The organism is Pseudomonas sp. HPB0071, assembly GCF_000478505.2.
Lineage (GTDB): Bacteria > Pseudomonadota > Gammaproteobacteria > Pseudomonadales > Pseudomonadaceae > Chryseomonas > Chryseomonas luteola.
Genome location: NZ_KI517369.1, coordinates 240,133 through 255,226 on the forward strand (window position 1 = coordinate 240,133; position 15,094 = coordinate 255,226).

General features: G+C 52.7%; 17 protein-coding genes and 1 pseudogene. 13 read left to right on the forward strand and 5 right to left on the reverse strand.

Annotated elements, in window-relative coordinates; translation table 11 throughout:
• The first annotated feature begins 5 nt into the window (after positions 1 to 5).
• The 5 genes from HMPREF1487_RS24040 (at position 6) to HMPREF1487_RS24060 (ending at position 4,528) form a co-directional block, all read left to right on the forward strand.
• Positions 6 to 1,637 (forward strand): VWA domain-containing protein, encoded by a 1,632-nt coding sequence (locus tag HMPREF1487_RS24040; RefSeq protein WP_010799391.1) that lies wholly within the window; start codon positions 6 to 8, stop codon positions 1,635 to 1,637.
• Between the two features lie 69 nt (positions 1,638 to 1,706).
• A complete protein-coding gene (locus HMPREF1487_RS24045; protein WP_010799392.1) occupies positions 1,707 to 2,027 on the forward strand; it encodes a hypothetical protein in 321 nt (106 codons plus the stop codon).
• Positions 2,028 to 2,096: 69 nt separating this feature from the next.
• A complete protein-coding gene (locus tag HMPREF1487_RS24050) occupies positions 2,097 to 2,597 on the forward strand; it encodes a hypothetical protein (RefSeq protein ID WP_010799393.1) in 501 nt (166 codons plus the stop codon).
• 98 nt (positions 2,598 to 2,695) lie between these two features.
• Positions 2,696 to 4,231 carry a DUF7146 domain-containing protein gene (locus HMPREF1487_RS27035; RefSeq protein WP_010799394.1) on the forward strand — a complete coding sequence of 512 codons (1,536 nt, stop codon included), beginning with the start codon at positions 2,696 to 2,698 and terminating at the stop codon, positions 4,229 to 4,231.
• A gap of 3 nt (positions 4,232 to 4,234) precedes the next feature.
• The gene (locus HMPREF1487_RS24060) at positions 4,235 to 4,528 is read left to right on the forward strand and encodes a hypothetical protein (protein ID WP_010799395.1); all 294 of its coding nucleotides are present in this window, start codon (positions 4,235 to 4,237) and stop codon (positions 4,526 to 4,528) included.
• Between the two features lie 58 nt (positions 4,529 to 4,586).
• On the opposite strand, the gene HMPREF1487_RS24065 is transcribed toward HMPREF1487_RS24060, so the two are convergent.
• Positions 4,587 to 4,964, reverse strand: coding sequence for a histone-like nucleoid-structuring protein, MvaT/MvaU family (locus tag HMPREF1487_RS24065; RefSeq protein ID WP_010799396.1), 378 nt, complete (start codon positions 4,962 to 4,964; stop codon positions 4,587 to 4,589).
• A 157-nt stretch (positions 4,965 to 5,121) separates the two neighbouring features.
• Here HMPREF1487_RS24065 and HMPREF1487_RS24070 point away from each other — a divergent pair, with 157 nt between their 5' ends.
• The 6 genes from HMPREF1487_RS24070 to HMPREF1487_RS24095 all read left to right on the forward strand — a co-directional run bounded on the left by HMPREF1487_RS24070 (position 5,122) and on the right by HMPREF1487_RS24095 (position 9,914).
• Positions 5,122 to 5,856: a hypothetical protein gene (locus HMPREF1487_RS24070; RefSeq protein WP_010799397.1), complete on the forward strand. Its 735-nt coding sequence runs from the start codon at positions 5,122 to 5,124 to the stop codon at positions 5,854 to 5,856.
• Entirely contained in the window at positions 5,846 to 6,154 is a 309-nt protein-coding gene (locus HMPREF1487_RS24075) for an HU family DNA-binding protein (protein WP_256205785.1), read from the forward strand. Before HMPREF1487_RS24070 ends, HMPREF1487_RS24075 begins: the two co-directional genes overlap by 11 nt.
• A 319-nt stretch (positions 6,155 to 6,473) precedes the next feature.
• The gene (locus HMPREF1487_RS24080) at positions 6,474 to 7,469 is read left to right on the forward strand and encodes a hypothetical protein (protein ID WP_154982415.1); all 996 of its coding nucleotides are present in this window, start codon (positions 6,474 to 6,476) and stop codon (positions 7,467 to 7,469) included.
• A 177-nt stretch (positions 7,470 to 7,646) separates the two neighbouring features.
• Entirely contained in the window at positions 7,647 to 8,123 is a 477-nt protein-coding gene (locus tag HMPREF1487_RS24085; RefSeq protein ID WP_010799400.1) for a hypothetical protein, read from the forward strand.
• Between the two features lie 79 nt (positions 8,124 to 8,202).
• Positions 8,203 to 8,718, forward strand: coding sequence for a hypothetical protein (locus HMPREF1487_RS24090; RefSeq protein WP_010799401.1), 516 nt, complete (start codon positions 8,203 to 8,205; stop codon positions 8,716 to 8,718).
• The gene (locus HMPREF1487_RS24095) at positions 8,715 to 9,914 is read left to right on the forward strand and encodes a tyrosine-type recombinase/integrase (RefSeq protein ID WP_010799402.1); all 1,200 of its coding nucleotides are present in this window, start codon (positions 8,715 to 8,717) and stop codon (positions 9,912 to 9,914) included. The genes HMPREF1487_RS24090 and HMPREF1487_RS24095 overlap by 4 nt, the downstream gene beginning before the upstream one ends.
• 63 nt (positions 9,915 to 9,977) lie before the next feature.
• Here the strand turns inward: HMPREF1487_RS24095 and HMPREF1487_RS24100 are convergent, their stop codons facing one another.
• Entirely contained in the window at positions 9,978 to 10,298 is a 321-nt protein-coding gene (locus tag HMPREF1487_RS24100) for a hypothetical protein (RefSeq protein WP_010799403.1), read from the reverse strand.
• Between the two features lie 631 nt (positions 10,299 to 10,929).
• Here HMPREF1487_RS24100 and HMPREF1487_RS28130 point away from each other — a divergent pair.
• Together HMPREF1487_RS28130 and HMPREF1487_RS27040 are read left to right on the forward strand one after the other, a co-directional pair.
• Positions 10,930 to 11,137, forward strand: a pseudogene (locus HMPREF1487_RS28130) (integrase); the annotation flags it as partial.
• Positions 11,127 to 11,363 carry an EAL domain-containing protein gene (locus HMPREF1487_RS27040; protein WP_084213930.1) on the forward strand — a complete coding sequence of 79 codons (237 nt, stop codon included), beginning with the start codon at positions 11,127 to 11,129 and terminating at the stop codon, positions 11,361 to 11,363. The pseudogene HMPREF1487_RS28130 and the gene HMPREF1487_RS27040, both read left to right, overlap by 11 nt.
• Before the next feature lie 182 nt (positions 11,364 to 11,545).
• Here the strand turns inward: HMPREF1487_RS27040 and HMPREF1487_RS24115 are convergent, their stop codons facing one another.
• The 3 genes from HMPREF1487_RS24115 to HMPREF1487_RS28140 form a co-directional block, all read right to left on the reverse strand.
• Positions 11,546 to 13,039 (reverse strand): ATP-binding protein, encoded by a 1,494-nt coding sequence (locus tag HMPREF1487_RS24115; RefSeq protein WP_010799405.1) that lies wholly within the window; start codon positions 13,037 to 13,039, stop codon positions 11,546 to 11,548.
• A gap of 322 nt (positions 13,040 to 13,361) precedes the next feature.
• Positions 13,362 to 13,931: a diguanylate cyclase gene (locus HMPREF1487_RS28135; RefSeq protein WP_256205782.1), complete on the reverse strand. Its 570-nt coding sequence runs from the start codon at positions 13,929 to 13,931 to the stop codon at positions 13,362 to 13,364.
• A gap of 7 nt (positions 13,932 to 13,938) precedes the next feature.
• Positions 13,939 to 14,898: a cache domain-containing protein gene (locus HMPREF1487_RS28140; RefSeq protein WP_010799407.1), complete on the reverse strand. Its 960-nt coding sequence runs from the start codon at positions 14,896 to 14,898 to the stop codon at positions 13,939 to 13,941.
• Between the last annotated feature and the right edge of the window lie 196 nt (positions 14,899 to 15,094).

Genomic DNA, 15,094 nt, shown 5'->3' on the forward strand with positions numbered 1-15,094 from the left:
TTGACATGACTGCAACTGCTTCCAGCAAGGCTTCCCAGAGCATTTTCGCGGCACTACCCATCGTGGCGGCTGCGTATGGCGAGAAGTTTGGTGTGAAGGTAATCGTGGGTGGCCAGCAGGCGATGACTGATGGCCAGACCATTGTGGTACCTAACGTACAAGGCGACAGGTTTGGGGATGCTCTCTGGGGCTACCTTGCACATGAAGCCGCGCACGTCAGGATGACTAACTTTGATGACGTTAGAGATGCCGGGACTTGCTCAGCTTTTCTGGGAGCGATGCTCAACATCTTTGAGGACTGCCGGATTGAGCGCGAGATGATAAAGCTCTATCCGGGCACAGCCAGAACGCTTAATGCGGTAGCCGCGTACATGGTTGATCAGAGGCATTTCGAGACCCCGACACAGGATACTCATCCTGCGAGGATACTTGAGGCGTACTGCCTGTACTTCCTGCGATGCAAGGTGGTAGGGCAGCACGTTATCGAGGACACGTTGGTCGCCACAACAGCCGTCTATGAACAGGTCATTCCGAAAGGTGTGCAGGTTCGTCTGGCGGTGTTGTTGGGGCGAGCAGGGCAGCTGAAAAGTACGGCCGATGCGCTGGTGCTCTCACGGGAAGTCCTCAGGATGGTTGAAGAGGAAGCCCAGAAGGAGCAGAAGAAGCCAAAGGAACCGGACGAACCCAAGCCTGCCAGAAACAGAGCTGTAGGGGCTTCTGGTACTGGTGCTGGAAATGCCGGGGGTAATGTTCTCCAGCAAATCCTTGATGCACGAGCAGACGATCATCTCAAGGACAAGACAGATGCCCTTCGGGCTGACCTCAACGCCGGTGCTGATCAAACTGCTCCTGTTATCAACGTACCCACAGCGCTTGAGGCGATAAATCATCAGGCGTCCGGGGAGATGTTGATTAAGCAGGTTGCGTCGGCATCCAGTCGGATTCAGTCGCAACTCATGGGCCTGGTTCAGGCCAGCCAGCGCAACGGGTATACACCGGGGCGTCACGGCAGGCATCTGGACATGAACCGGCTCCATCGGCTCGTCAGTGGCGATACGCGCGTGTTTCGGCGTAGTGCTGAACGAAAGCATCCTGATACGGCGGTTCATCTACTGGTAGACATGAGTTCGTCCATGGACAAGCTCATGCCTTCCGGTGAACACGTCTATGAGGTTGCTCGTGATGCCGCCATGGCACTGGCGCTGGGGTTGGAGAAGATCAACGGGGTAAACCCGGCAGTTACGTTCTTCTGCAAAAACAGCCGTCAGCCCGTCTGGAGTGTGGTGAAGCATGGACAAAAGGTCAGCCGTAATGCAGGCCGGTTCAGTTTCTCACCGGATGGCGGGACACCCATGACCGAAGCGATCTGGTACTCGGCTTTCGAGCTGAGCAAGACCCGGGAGCGACGAAAAATGGTGTTGGTGGTAACGGATGGCGAACCCAATAACGTCGGGTCCTGCCAGCAGGTCGTGCAGCTCTGCCAGCGCAGCGGTATCGAGATGATCGGTATTGGTGTCGGCACAGGTGCAAAGGTAGCAGGGCTTTTTGCGTCGTCGATTCAGATCGAAAGCGTAAATGACCTTAAACACACACTGTTCCAGTTGATGAGTGATGCGTTGACTGGTGTTGCCGTGTGATTTCAATAACCCCTTGGGGCAGACATGCCCCTCTGGGGTCGTGCTGCCCTTCATTTGGAGCAGCACGCCATGAGAAGAGCCCTTGCACGCTTCAATGAATTGCAGCTGTGCCTGGATCTGCTGTTTTTCGAAGAGCTACTCGACGCCTCCTCCGAGGAACAGAGTCGCATCCAGTGGACCGATGAAGAAATCAGCCTGCTCCGGCAGCGGATGCTTCAGTACGGCCTGCATGCACTGGCTTCGACGAAAACCTGTAATTCCACCCGAGACGAATGGATCGAGTGGGTTGAAGACGATCACCTGACACCCTTCAGTTTCATCATCTGCGCGCAGGAAAGCGGATGTGATCCGGAAGCGTTAAAGGTTCGTGTTCAACGACTGGTGCGGTAGCGATACCGCTTATACCCCATGGGGCACAGCCCCCTGGGGGTTCGTGCCCCTTCTTTTTGGAGAAGAGCCATGAACCACGTAAGCGACCATCCGCACTTTGTACAGCTACAACAGGGCCTTGCAGAAGGCACTTCCAACGACTGGTTTATCCGGCATCTGATGCCCAAGGCCGTCGTAATGAACCGGCACTGGCGAGCAATCCTGACCGAGACCAACGGTGAGCTGCTTGGCCTTGAGCTGGAACATCCAAAGCTTCGCAGCTACGCCGTGATCATGCCTGACCCATCAACACCCGGCATGTATCGCGCGCAGTACTTCGACAGCAAGGGGATGAAAGCGCACATGACCTGGGCCACACCAGAGCAGGTGCTCGAATCCCTGATCATGGCCGGCTACGTCAGGATCTCTCGTGGTGCCCTCGAACGCTTCAGCGTGACAAGGGAATGGGCGATCGGCATGTACAAGGTCGACCTGATTCGCAGGCTTAACGCAGGCGAAATCTGCTTTGCCAGTGCTGAAAGGCTCCTCATGGAGTTTGAGGCGCAGGTGCAATCCGTGGCCGCTCGTTAGCCACGTCAATTACCCACCCATAAAGGGGGCTTTCCCCTTTATGGGGAAGGCTCCCTTTCGGGTTGGGGCCAACACAATCCAACTCAAGTGGTGAGCGTATGAACGGTAATGCAGCAAGAGAGTCACGCAAGTTCTACGACAGCAGGAAGGTCAAGGATCAGGCGTCGGCGTATGGATGGGTAGGCATCATGCGGGCACTGGCGCCTGATCTGGAACGCGCCATCTCCAGACTCGGTCGTCATGTGCCTTGCCCGGTCCATGGTGGAACGGACGGGTTTCGCCTGTTCAAGGACTTCAATGTCCGAGGCGGTGCGATCTGCAACAGCTGCGGTGCGTTTGGTGATGGTCTTTCCCTGCTCTGCTTTGTGAAGGGAATAGACTTTCCGGAAGCGCTTGTAGAGGTTGCCGAGTTCCTGAGGGTTGATCCTGAACCCCCACGGTATCAACGTCGTGAGGCGTCCGAGAGGCGTCCTCGTCCTGCCCAGTCCCGTCCGCGGGAAAAGGCAGCTGAGGACCACAACGCTCCACGTGCCATGCAGGAAACTGCTGTGGTTCGTGAAGCGGCTGTAAAGGAGGCGAGCAATGATGAGTGGGCTCGACTGGTTAAACCCGGTCGTCGTGGTCCCATTGATCTGAAGGCGCGCGCCGAGGCACTCAAGGCAAAACAGGAAGGCACAGAGGAGTCCTCGCCAGAGGATGAGTCACCTACCTATGAAGCTGAGCGCTTTGACTACGAAGTCATTGAGCATGAACCTCAGCCTGAACCTGAACCTGTGAAAGCTCCACCGGTGACACCGGCCATCATTATCGAGCCGGAAAAACCCAAGCTTGCACTGGTGAAGAGTAAGCCCGTGTCTGCGTCGAGGTCAGACTACAACAGCCTGAACGTCGAGCGTCACTGGCGTGAGTCGTTGCCGTTGACTTCAGCCATGGCCGAACCTGCTCGGTTGTATTTGCAGGGACGCAAGGTGCTGCCGCGAGCTGGCGCTGACTGGCTGGACAATGACTGCGTACGCTTTCATCCCGCACTCCCGTACCGGGAAACCGTGACGGAAGTGGATATGGAGACCGGGGAAGAGCGGGAAATCAACGCTGAGACAGGAAAGTTTCCAGCGCTTATCTGCGCCATTGTAGACAACAAGGGTGAGATCCTGACCCTTCACCGAACCTACCTGAGCAGTACGGGTAGCAAGGCCGATGTAGAAAGTCCGCGCAAGATGATGCCGGTCCCCGAGGGGAAATCGATCAGAGGCGCGGCGATCCAGATGGGTACTCCGGTTGATGGAGTGCTTGGTGTTGCCGAAGGGCTGGAAACAGCGCTCTCGGCGTACCGCGCAACAGGTATTGCTACCTGGAGCACGGTCAATGCAACACTGCTTGAAGGCTTTACCCCGCCAGCAGGGGTTCACACAGTACTGGTCTGGGCCGACAAGGACAGATCCTGCACGGGTGAATCGGCGGCCATGAGGCTCAAGCTGCGTCTGCAGCAGCAGGGTATCAGGGTGATCGTGATACTTCCTACCGCACCGATCCCTTCCGGCAGTAAAGGAATCGATTGGAACGATGTGATGATTCGTCAGGGCATTTCGGGTTTCCCGAGCCTGGCGCTTCTTCGCAGCGTAGTAGGAGGTTAAGCCATGCACTCCAATCCACACCTGCCTGCTGATCTGCTCGACACCACTCCGGGTTCGGCCACACGAGGCGTTTTTGCGCCTCCGGCCGGCTGGGAGGGGAGCGAGCAGGACTATGCTGCCCTGATCCGGGATCGTTTCGATGCCCGGGAAACACAGGCGCGCATTCTGTTCATCATAAAGTATGCGGCTCAGGGTCCTGTGACCTGTGCAGGGCCGTATGCCACGATGGCGGCTCGCATCGTTCACCGTCTGGTGAAGAAATGCGGGAAGGAATGCTACAACCTTGTTGTTAAGTGACAAAAAGAAACCAGCCTTCGGGCTGGTTTTCTTTTCTAACTGACCAGCAGAAGCGGACCTAGTCCTTGATGGACATCCAGCTCTCAACGGTGTCGGCGCCGTACTTGGCTTTCCACTGCTTGAGTACCTTGTGGTTGCCACCCTTGGTTTCGATGATCTCGTTGGTATCCGGATGCCGATAGACCTTGATGTTACGGGCGCGGCGGGGATTGCTTTGCTCGGCTGGCGCAGCACTGGCCTTCTGTTGGAGGAGTTCTGGCGCTACCGCAGCAACGACATCACGTGGGCGTTTGCCATACTTCTCCATCAGCTCATTAAGCTCGTCGAGAAATTGGAGATCCTTTTTAAGTTCTTCGCTTGAAGTCAGTTCTTCCAGACGCGCTTGCAAACGCTTTAGTTCTGCTTCCGTTTCTTTAAACTCATTCAATAATGTCATCTTGATTAATCCGGTTAGTTGTCAGGGGCAGATTCAGCCTAGCGGCAAAGTGTCTCTTGGGCTAACAATTTTACAAAGAGGTACATTATGACTTGCATTCTGAAATTTGGTGGTAGGTTTATATCAAACATACTTTCCGGTGACGGGGAACGCTATCATGATGTTATTAAGTACACGTACGGTATTGGCAGAAGATGGTAGTTACCTTGTCTACTGGTGGACAGGTCTCAAAAAGAAGGGTGTACTTTCTGTCCAATTCAAGGATTATATAAAGGATGTCAAACTGGCTGTCGAACTGGTAGCCATTAGACATCTTCTTTACTTCAAGCAGGTATTTAATCGTTACCCCATAACAGGGGCCGGTATTTATCTAAGTGTAACGGATGAGGCCATGGTTGAGATCCTGGGTAATGGCCTTCCACCCAAGCACCTGTATCCCTATGCGGCGTTACTGGGTCGACTCTATGGATCCAAGACACAGGTGCCCAATGAGCGGGATCTGCCGTTCAATCGTGATGACCCTGACTTTGGCGAAGTGGAGTATGTCTATCCCACGGAAGAATATCGCCAGTGCAAGGTCATGCTGGAAACGCCTGCCCTGGGCCGAATCAGTCTCACCCAGCACGCAGTAGATGCCTATTTTGAGCGTGTCAGCAGTGGCAAACCCCGCTGTCCATGGTCAAGCCTGGCACGCAGGCTCTCGCATCCTGAACTTAGGCTGGTACCCATGCCAGAGCGGATCAGGCGCCACAAGCTATTCAAGTTTGGCAGCGTGGATGAGGTGGAGACCTGGGGACACGAGACCAGCAAATTCCTGTATCTCCTGATCCGGGACGGCGAGCAGAAAACTGTAGTCACCTGCTTTGAACGCAGGCCTCAGGATCGGGTATAACGTCTCAACCACAAGAGGAAACAGCATGAACAAATCTGAACTGGTAAAGGCTATTTCTGAGAAGGGGCAGCTGACGCTCAAGGAAGCCGAGGCTGCGCTTAACAGCGTGATCGAGTCGGTCACCGAGGCCATGAAAAGCGGTCAGGATGTCGCGCTGGTGGGCTTTGGCACCTTTACCGTTAGGGAGCGTGCGGCGCGTACCGGACGCAATCCGCAAACGGGTAAACCTATTGAAATTGCGGCCAGCAAGTCAGTGGCGTTCAAGCCGGGCAAGCAATTAAAGGAAAGTGTGGCCTGATCTGCCTTTTATTATCAAGGCCTGCTCGCGCAGGCTTTTTTATTTCCAGCTTAGTTAACTTTTATCCCTTCGGAGTACTTGCATAACCGGATTTGCATGAGACAGTGGAAATAACTTCCAGTGTTCAGGCAGGTCAGCCATGTTTATCTCACTTGTTGATTCAATCAAGGAACCGGCACTTCTCACCAGTTGTATCAGCAATGTTCACTACCGCACCTACAAGACTAAACAAAAGGTCAGGGAGTCTGGGCAGGTAGTTGATGTGATGTTGGACATGGCCTCGCTTAAAGTTACGGAAATTGATTTTAAAAGAACGATCATGCGCTCTCAGACTATTACGTTTGAGATAACGTCCGAAGGGTTATTAAAGAAGAACGGGCGTAATGAAGTCGTCTTTCAACAAGCACGTGAATTCAATCCCCATGCCGGTAAACTTGAAGGGGGCATCCATATCTCCAAACATTCGCTCAGCGAGCGTGAAATTAAACGGTTCGTTGATCGCGTACTGGCCTTTGCCGAGCATGACTTGATTGAGCTGGGTGCCAAGGGCCGTCCCAATGTCACCAGCGAGCGGCTCTATGTAGCGGGATGGTTCCAGAAATTCACCAGCCATGGCGTGGTGCCGGAGCAGGCGAGGCCCGCACGTCAGCCGATTCAGGATGAAAGTGAAGAGGCCATCCGGGAAGAGCCCACGCCTCTGGTTGATCCTGAGCAGACCTGTGTTCTCGCGCCCAGCCGAGTCATTGAAGCGCTGGCAGGCTCGCCCCTGAAGCTCAAACGCCTGTCGCTTGTGGATGGCAAACAGCGTATAGCGGTACTGTGTGATGGCAGGCCGTTTATCATCTGCGGCCAGCCTGAAAGCCGCATGGCGTCTGGGCTGGCGCACTCTCTAGCCAGTGCCCCGTGGTTTAAGTCCCTCGCTGGCTATCTGGGGGTTAGTGCTCAGGAAATCTCAGTGGGGACCATCAGCGAGGGGCAGTACAAGACAGATCACTACCATGCCTTGTGCCTGGATAGTCGCCCGCTGTGCCTGTTTGATCTGCCTGAAGAGACACATGCGAGGGCTGGCGCCCTGTGTCTGGATGATGACCTTGGCTCACTGCTGCTCAAGCAGTGGAACGCCACCGGTATCCGGGTAAAGGATATGGCACGTATCGATGCCTTGTGCAGGGCTGCGCCGGCACTGGTTAATTCGCTTGACCGGCTGGAGCGCGCCGTCTCGGCCATATCCCTTTCGCCACTCATCACTGAAATGGTGGATCGCCCTGTTCAGGTAGCCCGACAGACGCTGGCTCAGGCGCTGGGACATAGCTAGCCGTTTGAGGCAGGCGAGCTGTGGGGAATAGGTGTGGGACACCTTTAGGCACTATTGCATAGTCGCAGTTTTCATGGGGCTTATAGGTATGTATGTATGAGGATACCCCATCCTCATACAAGTCATTTAAATCTGCTGTGTTAGCAAGCACAATGTCCGTAACCTGAGAGATTTGTCATGACAGAACAAACTGAAATCCAACTTACGCATCCAAGCGGTGCCCTTTACATGGCCGAACCCAAAGGACAGGAGGAATGGATCTTGTCCTGGCCGGAAGGGAGTCGCCGGTTCTTCGGAAACCGTAGAGAAGCCACCGCCGAACTGAAGCGGGAGGTATCTGCACGGCCTGCGGCCTGGGACAGCGAGTACGAACACGACCTGACGACCTATCACGGCATGATAGGAGCCTACCTCCGCCTGCTACAGGCCAATCCGGGCAAGGCGCTGGTCATCGAGCATGAGAGCTTTGCCATTCTGCTGGGGGAGAACTACGTCGCCAACTGCGGTGCATACTACGACGGCGCTCCCTATATTGATCATTCGTGTGATCTTCTTGAGTCGTGGTGGGAGAGTCGCGGTTGCTGGTGCTGGGACGAAACACCAGAGCAGAGCGCCAGCAGGGTACTTCAGCCTGTCTTTGTTGATATTGACTGATCGCACGGTCTGGCGCTGGTCCATCACGGCCTGATGCTGCACCCAGCGCCAGCAGACTACATTTGCCATGGAGAGAAAGATGGCTCTGGACAACGCAACAGCGCTACCGGGCGTACGTGTGGTAACTCGTTTTGGTAACGGTGTGATTGTCAGTACCAGTCCCGATCACCGGGCCGAGGTACGGCTCGATCAGCCGATACGAGAGAACGACCATCAATACTGGGCCGCCTTCAGAAACCTGTGCAGCGAAGTCGAGGTTGAAGCCGAAGCACGGGAGACACTGCGCGCAGCTCCGGCCATGCTTGTGCTGGTCCTGGTCATGTTGGGGCTGGTCTACTGGGCACTCGGTGCGCTTGATGAATACTTCAGCTATGGCGAGCAACCTGCCACCGCCGAGCAGATCGCTCAGTTTACGGCTGGCTCTACATGCCATCGTGAGCAAGTCCAGAGCGAGCTGAATCAGGGTCGGCTATTGATCAATGATGATCTGGACAGGCTCTCCAGACGCTGCGAACGTCTTGAGAACGAGGCGCAGGAGTTGAGTGTTGCCAGAGAGCAGATAGCTGCTCAGCGCAATGCAGTATCAGGTCTATGAGCAAGCTAACCCCAAAACTTGTAAAAGCCCTTGCCGAGCCCGGAAGCTATCAGGATGGCCGGGGCCTTCAGCTTCGCATTTCTGCGCAGCTGCGCAAGAGCTGGATTTATAGGTACATGATCAATGGCCGGCGGCATGATCTTTCGTTGGGCAGCTATCCAGCAGTCTCCCTACGTGATGCGCGCCTGGCTGCAGACAAGTACCGGCTTGAAATCTCTCGTGGAATCAACCCAGTCCTTGAGCGCCGGAAAGAGCGTGAGGGCAGATCCTCTGAGAAGCTGGAAGCCAAGACCTTTCAGACTGAGGCTGCACGTTATATTCGAACGCACTCGCCCAGCTGGAGCACCAAGCACTCGCAACAGTGGCAGAATTCACTAGCGAAGTACGTATTTCCCGTGATTGGCTCCATGCCGCTGGCCCAGATCGACACCGATGACGTGCTGGAAGTGCTGGAGCCTATCTGGAGTGTTATCCCGGTAACGGCCAGTCGCCTGCGCAACCGTATTGAACTGGTCCTCGATGCGGCCAAGGCCAGAAAGCTGAGGGAAGGGGAGAACCCGGCGCGCTGGCGCGGGCACCTGGACAAGCTCCTGCCCAAACAGGGCAGCAGGGTCAAGCCGTTTGGCTCGTTGTCTGCCGAGGATACCGCACGGCTCATGCATCGGCTCGATAGCCTGGAGGGTGCTGCAGCACGCGCAACAGAACTCATGATCCTGACCGCAACCCGTAACAGCGAGACCTGCGGTGCCCGCTGGGCCGAGCTGGATTTTGAGCAAAAGCTCTGGACTATTCCGGGCGAGCGCATGAAGACGGGCAAGACGCACCGCATCCCTCTGACCGAGGCCATGATTGAGGTGATCAGCCAGCAGAAGGGCCAGCATCCGGAGTGGGTTTTCCCAAACAGTCGCCGCACAGGCTGTATACCCGGTAATGCCATTGGCCGCGCATTGGATACCTTAAAGGTTCACATGGCAGTGCCGCATGGCTTTCGCGCCACCTTCAGAACCTGGGCGGCAGAGACCACGAACTACCCTCGCGAGGTCTGTGAGATGGCGCTGGCGCATACGCTGGGCAGCAAGGTGGAAGCGGCCTACAACCGTGGGGATTTGCTGGAAAAGAGAAGGGGGCTAATGGAGGAGTGGAGCGGCTTTCTGCATGATTCCACAGACTATAAAGATTTACATCAACCACTGTAAAAGAAGCCTTGGACAAAGAGTGCTCGTATTCATCTGCAGCACCTGCGAGGCTTGGTTATGGAATTATTCAGGTATCAACTGCTTTCGAGAGTAGAGCTTGGCTGCCTGATAGAAATCTCTGACACTCTGCTGGCGCATTTGTATGGTTAGCTCCTGCATCGCTATATAAATCCTTGAGGATTCGGGCGTCTGTAATGCTTGCAATGCGTTCATGAAACCTTCAATTTGCCATCTTATCTGGTCCCGTCTTTGAAACGCCTTCGGCTGTCCATCATTCAAGACATTGATCAGCTGGTCAGCCAGCAACCAGGCTTCAACCTCCAGCCGCTCAGCATCCGTTCGTGGCGCAATGACATAGTGAAAAGGATTGGGGATATTGCCCACGTTTCTAGCGTCCTTGAATATGATTAGCCATGCAAAACATTATAAGGTTTAGCGCTGCCACCCCGACTACGCAAAGATATCATCTCATACAGGGTTTCGATGGTAACGTGGACCCAGACTTTGTAAAAAGCAGCCTATAGGGCAGGCTCTGATAGACATTGCATAGCTGCGTCATAGACGTTGATCTAGATAGCGCAATCTTCCTTCGCTGGATTGTCGACCACTGGCGTAGGATGTGGCTGTTAGCAGTGATGTCTAGAGAAGAATCATACTGATTGCAGCTAAAGTGAAGAGCGCTATGGAGGCGCAACAAAGTAATAGTTGAACATGACAATTTCTCTGTGACGTCACTTCCATACTCTTTGCGTATTCAACTGGGCCTTGGTGTAAAGCTCTGAGCTGGCCCATCCGGTACCCCAGGTACAATGCCTTGGCATGTGTCTCGTCACCTTTCGCCTCTGAAACAGCTTTAGCCCAAAGAGTGGGAATAGGTCTTTGTAGGGTGAGTTCCATGACTATTTGCCTGTGAAAATCGTCATCATTCATTTATAAACAAGCCGCTTGATGAGAAGAGCTAAAAGCTATCGGCAGAGGCAAAGCAGGCTTAAGTTGAATGTTTAGCCTAGCAGGCCCGCATGGCTTTCGCGCAACGTTCAGAACCTGGGCGGCGGAAATCACGAATTATCCTCGAGAGGTCTGTGAGATGGCGCTGGCGCATACCTTGGGCAGCAAGGTGGAGGCGGCCTATAACCGAGGGGATCTGTTAGAGAAACGGAGGCCTGGTGCAGGAGTGGAGCAGCTTTTTTCTAATTACGACAGACTACAAAGATCTCTGTTAGCCGCTGTAGTCTCATAGGCGCCATAATAACGCTGGATGACTTTGGAACCGGCTATTCCTCCGTGGGCTACCTTCAGTCGTTTCCATTAGACAAGAACACAATTGATAAGTCATTGGTTCATCAAATGGAGTCCAGCCCACAAGCGTTATCCATTGTGAAGGCTATCATCGGTCTAAGCTTGAGTCTTGGTATCAGAATCACTGCCGAGGGCGTTGAACAGCTTTAAAAGCTCAAGGAGGAGGGATACTTACAGTTTTAGGGCTATCTCTTTAGCCGGCCACAACCCGCAGATTCAAGTTTACGCGGATATAAGCAGTCTCATAAAACGCCTTAAAAGGTTACATTCGAGATACAGTTGACGCTATAAATTTTTGTGCATGCATGGTAACTATTGTGCCAGCGCATCTATTAATCTTGCTCGAGTAGTCGTTGTACCCTTGAGGCTAATTCTGAAATCGTAAAAGGCTTCGTCATAACTTCGACATCATGGCGGAACAAGCTTTTGGGCAAGGTTACTGTTTTGTCATATCCGGTAATGAACATGATCTTTAGTTTGGGAAACCTATCCAGCACATGTGCCGCCAGGTCACGGCCGTTTATGCCAGGCAGGCCTATATCGGTCAGAAGGAGATCCACAGGTTTGGCTGCCGTAACTATCAATTCTAATGCGTGCTGGCCATTGCCTGTGCTTAGAACATGATAATCAAGGTCCTCTAAAACTTCGATAATGATCTCACGTATCACCTCGTCATCCTCAACAAGCATAACCGTTTGCTGTAGTCCTTCTTTCAAAGGCTCGTCAGTTGAAGAAGTATGCTGACAGGTCTCTCCAATATATCGTGGCAGATAAAGGCTTACCGTTGTGCCTTTGGCCTGAGTCGACTCAATAGTAAAATGCCCATTGCTTTGCTTCACAAAGCCATAAACCATGGAAAGACCTAGGCCTGTGCCTTCGCCTATGGGCTTCGTGGTAAAAAAGGGCTCTATAACCCGATTCATTATCTCGGGCGCGATACCTGTCCCGGTATCGACAATACTGATACAAACACATTCACCCTCAAATAAGCCGGGAACGGAAGCACTGTTGGTGATCTGGCAAATGATGATCCCTCCGTTGGGCATTGCATCACGTGCATTTATTGCCAGATTCAAGACGGCATTTTCCAGCTGGTGATGATCACAGAATGTTGTCCAAAGGTCACCTTCATAGTGCACTTCAAACCGATACTCAGGCCCTAACGACTGATTAATAAAGCTCTGGAATTCATCAAAAAGGTCGTTGAGTTTTAAAGGCTTTGGGTTGAGCGATTGCCGGCGAGAAAAAGCCAGCAAACGGTGGGTGAGGGAGGCTGCACGTTGCGCCGAAGCCATTGCGTTGTCTGTGTAGCGTTCAAGGCCTACACATGTTCCTTTTGCAATGCGCTTTTGCATGATTCCAAGCGAGCCGATAATGCCTCCGAGGTGGTTGTTGAAATCATGGGCTATACCTCCAGTCAACTGGCCTACAGCTTCCATTTTTTGGGCCTGGCGCAATTGCTCCTCGAACTGGCGCTGAGCTGTCACATTGATAAAGTAGGCGACCAGTAGTGATTCATTAGCAACTGTTACCAGCGTCTTAGTAGTAATGATGATTTGAGGTTTTCCCTCTGGACCAATGATCGTCTCTTCGTTTTCACACGGACACTGTGTGGCAATTACCTTTTCTTCCATTTGCCAATACGTAGCTGCATGCTCTGCTGGAAAGCAGTCGTAGTCAGTTTTGCCTACAAGCGTATCAATAGGATCCTGAAAATAGCCGGAAGCCGCCTGGTTGACGAAAACGATCCGGTGATTGAGGTCTTTAACTATGACCGGTATCGGCAGTGCTTCAAGCACCGCGAGCGCTGCTTCTTTATCTAGCATTTCAATCACCAGGCCTGATACGAAAGGAAAAGCTCTACCGAGCAAAACTGAGGAATAGAGTAGGCAAAATGAGCAAAAGTATCTAAAGCTGTAGTCTCTGTATGGCCTTTATTGCCTACATCCCTATGCTTCACTGTCAAGCTGTTTTAAGGGGTAACATCTCATTGTGCATGTAGCTGTTCTTAAGATAATAATCGCAGCTTCGACAACTGTTTTACGTCTTAAACCGACTGTTACATGTGCTGTTAGATCAGAACGAGTCTGAGGTTATTCCAAGCTGTGTCCGTTAGGGATGAAAACTGAGCCTGAAGATTTGATTGGATCAAACTGTATCTGCTGAAATCGCAGGATAGACCCTATTACGGCCATGCTCTTTGGCTATATACAATGCTTTGTCAGCGGCCTTGATCAGAAGCTCAGGAGCAATATGCTCTTCTGTGGGACGGTAGGTATAAACCCCAGCGCTAACCGTTACCTCACCTATTTCACTGCCCTGGTGAGGAATATGTAAACTGCGGATTGCTGTAAGAGCGCGCTCAGCTACCTGATATGTTCCAAGCTCGTCCGTTCCTGGTAACAATATCGTCATTTCTTCTCCCCCATACCGTATCGCCAGGTCAGAAACTCTCCTCGTAGCGTCCCTGATTACCTGAGCTACCGCTTGAATACAGGCATCGCCTGCCAGATGGCCATAAAGATCGTTATAGCGCTTGAAATGGTCAATATCGATCATAATAACGCCAAGCGGATCATGGCTACGTCTGGCGCGATTTATCTCAATAGGCAACACCCGGTCTAGTTGTCGGCGATTGCCAAGACCGGTGAGGCTATCATGTAAGGAAAGCTCCTCCAGTTCTCTATGCGCTTGACGAAGTTGTTCTTCAGTTTGCACAGTACGTCTAATCTGGCGAAGCAAAGTGACGCCTAGGGCCAGCATCCCCGGCTATCATAAAGGCGACAACGGCAGCAGACCGTTCTGCATCTGCTCGCCAGGAGGCAAGGATAGCCTCTTTAGACAGGCCGGCTTCGATTATCAGAGGGTATCGGGTCAGTTGCTGGTAGCTGTACATCCGCTTTACACCATCAACTACAGCTGTAATGAGTACTGTACCGCTTTGGGAGTGAGGTAGGTATCGAGTAAAGATCTCACTTTTTGACAAACTGCTGCCTATAACGGACTCGTTAAATGGTCTACGCGCCAGAATAGTCCCATTAGCCAAGGCAAGCACTATGGCGCCTTTGTCATCGACCTTGAAGCCAGAATAAAACTGAACGAAATAGTCCACCCGTAAGGTCGCCAGTAGAACGCCTGCAAAGCTTCCATCACGGTTACTGATCCGTCTCGATACAGGCAAAATTAATTCACCTGTAGAGCGACTTTTAACGACGGGGCCTATTCGAAGCTCAGAACTGGTGTGGTTTTGATGATAAATAAAATACTCTCGATCCGAGTTGTTAGCTCCCTCAGGTACCACATCCTTATCAGTAACAAGCCACTTGCCTTCCTTATCGTAGACAAACAAGCCATGCAGTTGAGGAATGCCAGCCACCTGTCTTTTGAAAAGCGCTCTAAGTCTTTCAGTTTGAATATTTCCGAGACCGTCCCACTCCAGCCGTTCCTGTGCTCCAATCGTTAAAGTATCGATTTCTTTAATGCTGTCTTCAGCATGTTGAGCGACCGACCTGGCTAGGTTGGACGTACTAGTTTCTGCTTCCAGCAGAGCTTGACGATAGCCGCTCCAGACCTGCCAGCACTCCATTGCGGTTAATGCAAAAATCACTAAACAGACAAAAGCCAGTCCGAGCTGCTGCATTGAGACAAGCCTTGCTTTTATGTGGTTTTGGCTCTGGTTAGGCATTGCTGCGCTCGGATAGGATCAGCAGGGTAAAAAGAGTTTTAATACCTTGTAGATAACATTTAGGTGTATTAATTCATCTATATACTGGGCAACTGATTCTTATCGGCACCTCTGCAGGAGGGTTCAATGCCTTGCACTAGCTGCTGGCCAAGTTGCCCTCTGAACTAAAGGCTGGCGTGCGGGTTGTTGTGCACAT

Excerpts from the sequence above, each read along its gene's own strand:
- HMPREF1487_RS24095 (WP_010799402.1), top strand. The coding sequence starts at position 8,715 with ATGAGCAAGCTAACCCCAAAACTTGTAAAAGCCCTTGCCGAGCCCGGA.
- HMPREF1487_RS28140 (WP_010799407.1), bottom strand. The coding sequence starts at position 14,898 with ATGCCTAACCAGAGCCAAAACCACATAAAAGCAAGGCTTGTCTCAATG.
- HMPREF1487_RS24090 (WP_010799401.1), top strand. The coding sequence starts at position 8,203 with ATGGCTCTGGACAACGCAACAGCGCTACCGGGCGTACGTGTGGTAACT.
- HMPREF1487_RS24115 (WP_010799405.1), bottom strand. The coding sequence starts at position 13,039 with ATGCTAGATAAAGAAGCAGCGCTCGCGGTGCTTGAAGCACTGCCGATA.
- HMPREF1487_RS27035 (WP_010799394.1), top strand. The coding sequence starts at position 2,696 with ATGAACGGTAATGCAGCAAGAGAGTCACGCAAGTTCTACGACAGCAGG.
- HMPREF1487_RS24070 (WP_010799397.1), top strand. The coding sequence starts at position 5,122 with ATGATGTTATTAAGTACACGTACGGTATTGGCAGAAGATGGTAGTTAC.
- HMPREF1487_RS24060 (WP_010799395.1), top strand. The coding sequence starts at position 4,235 with ATGCACTCCAATCCACACCTGCCTGCTGATCTGCTCGACACCACTCCG.
- HMPREF1487_RS24065 (WP_010799396.1), bottom strand. The coding sequence starts at position 4,964 with ATGACATTATTGAATGAGTTTAAAGAAACGGAAGCAGAACTAAAGCGT.
- HMPREF1487_RS24045 (WP_010799392.1), top strand. The coding sequence starts at position 1,707 with ATGAGAAGAGCCCTTGCACGCTTCAATGAATTGCAGCTGTGCCTGGAT.
- HMPREF1487_RS24085 (WP_010799400.1), top strand. The coding sequence starts at position 7,647 with ATGACAGAACAAACTGAAATCCAACTTACGCATCCAAGCGGTGCCCTT.
- HMPREF1487_RS24050 (WP_010799393.1), top strand. The coding sequence starts at position 2,097 with ATGAACCACGTAAGCGACCATCCGCACTTTGTACAGCTACAACAGGGC.
- HMPREF1487_RS24080 (WP_154982415.1), top strand. The coding sequence starts at position 6,474 with ATGCGCTCTCAGACTATTACGTTTGAGATAACGTCCGAAGGGTTATTA.
- HMPREF1487_RS24040 (WP_010799391.1), top strand. The coding sequence starts at position 6 with ATGACTGCAACTGCTTCCAGCAAGGCTTCCCAGAGCATTTTCGCGGCA.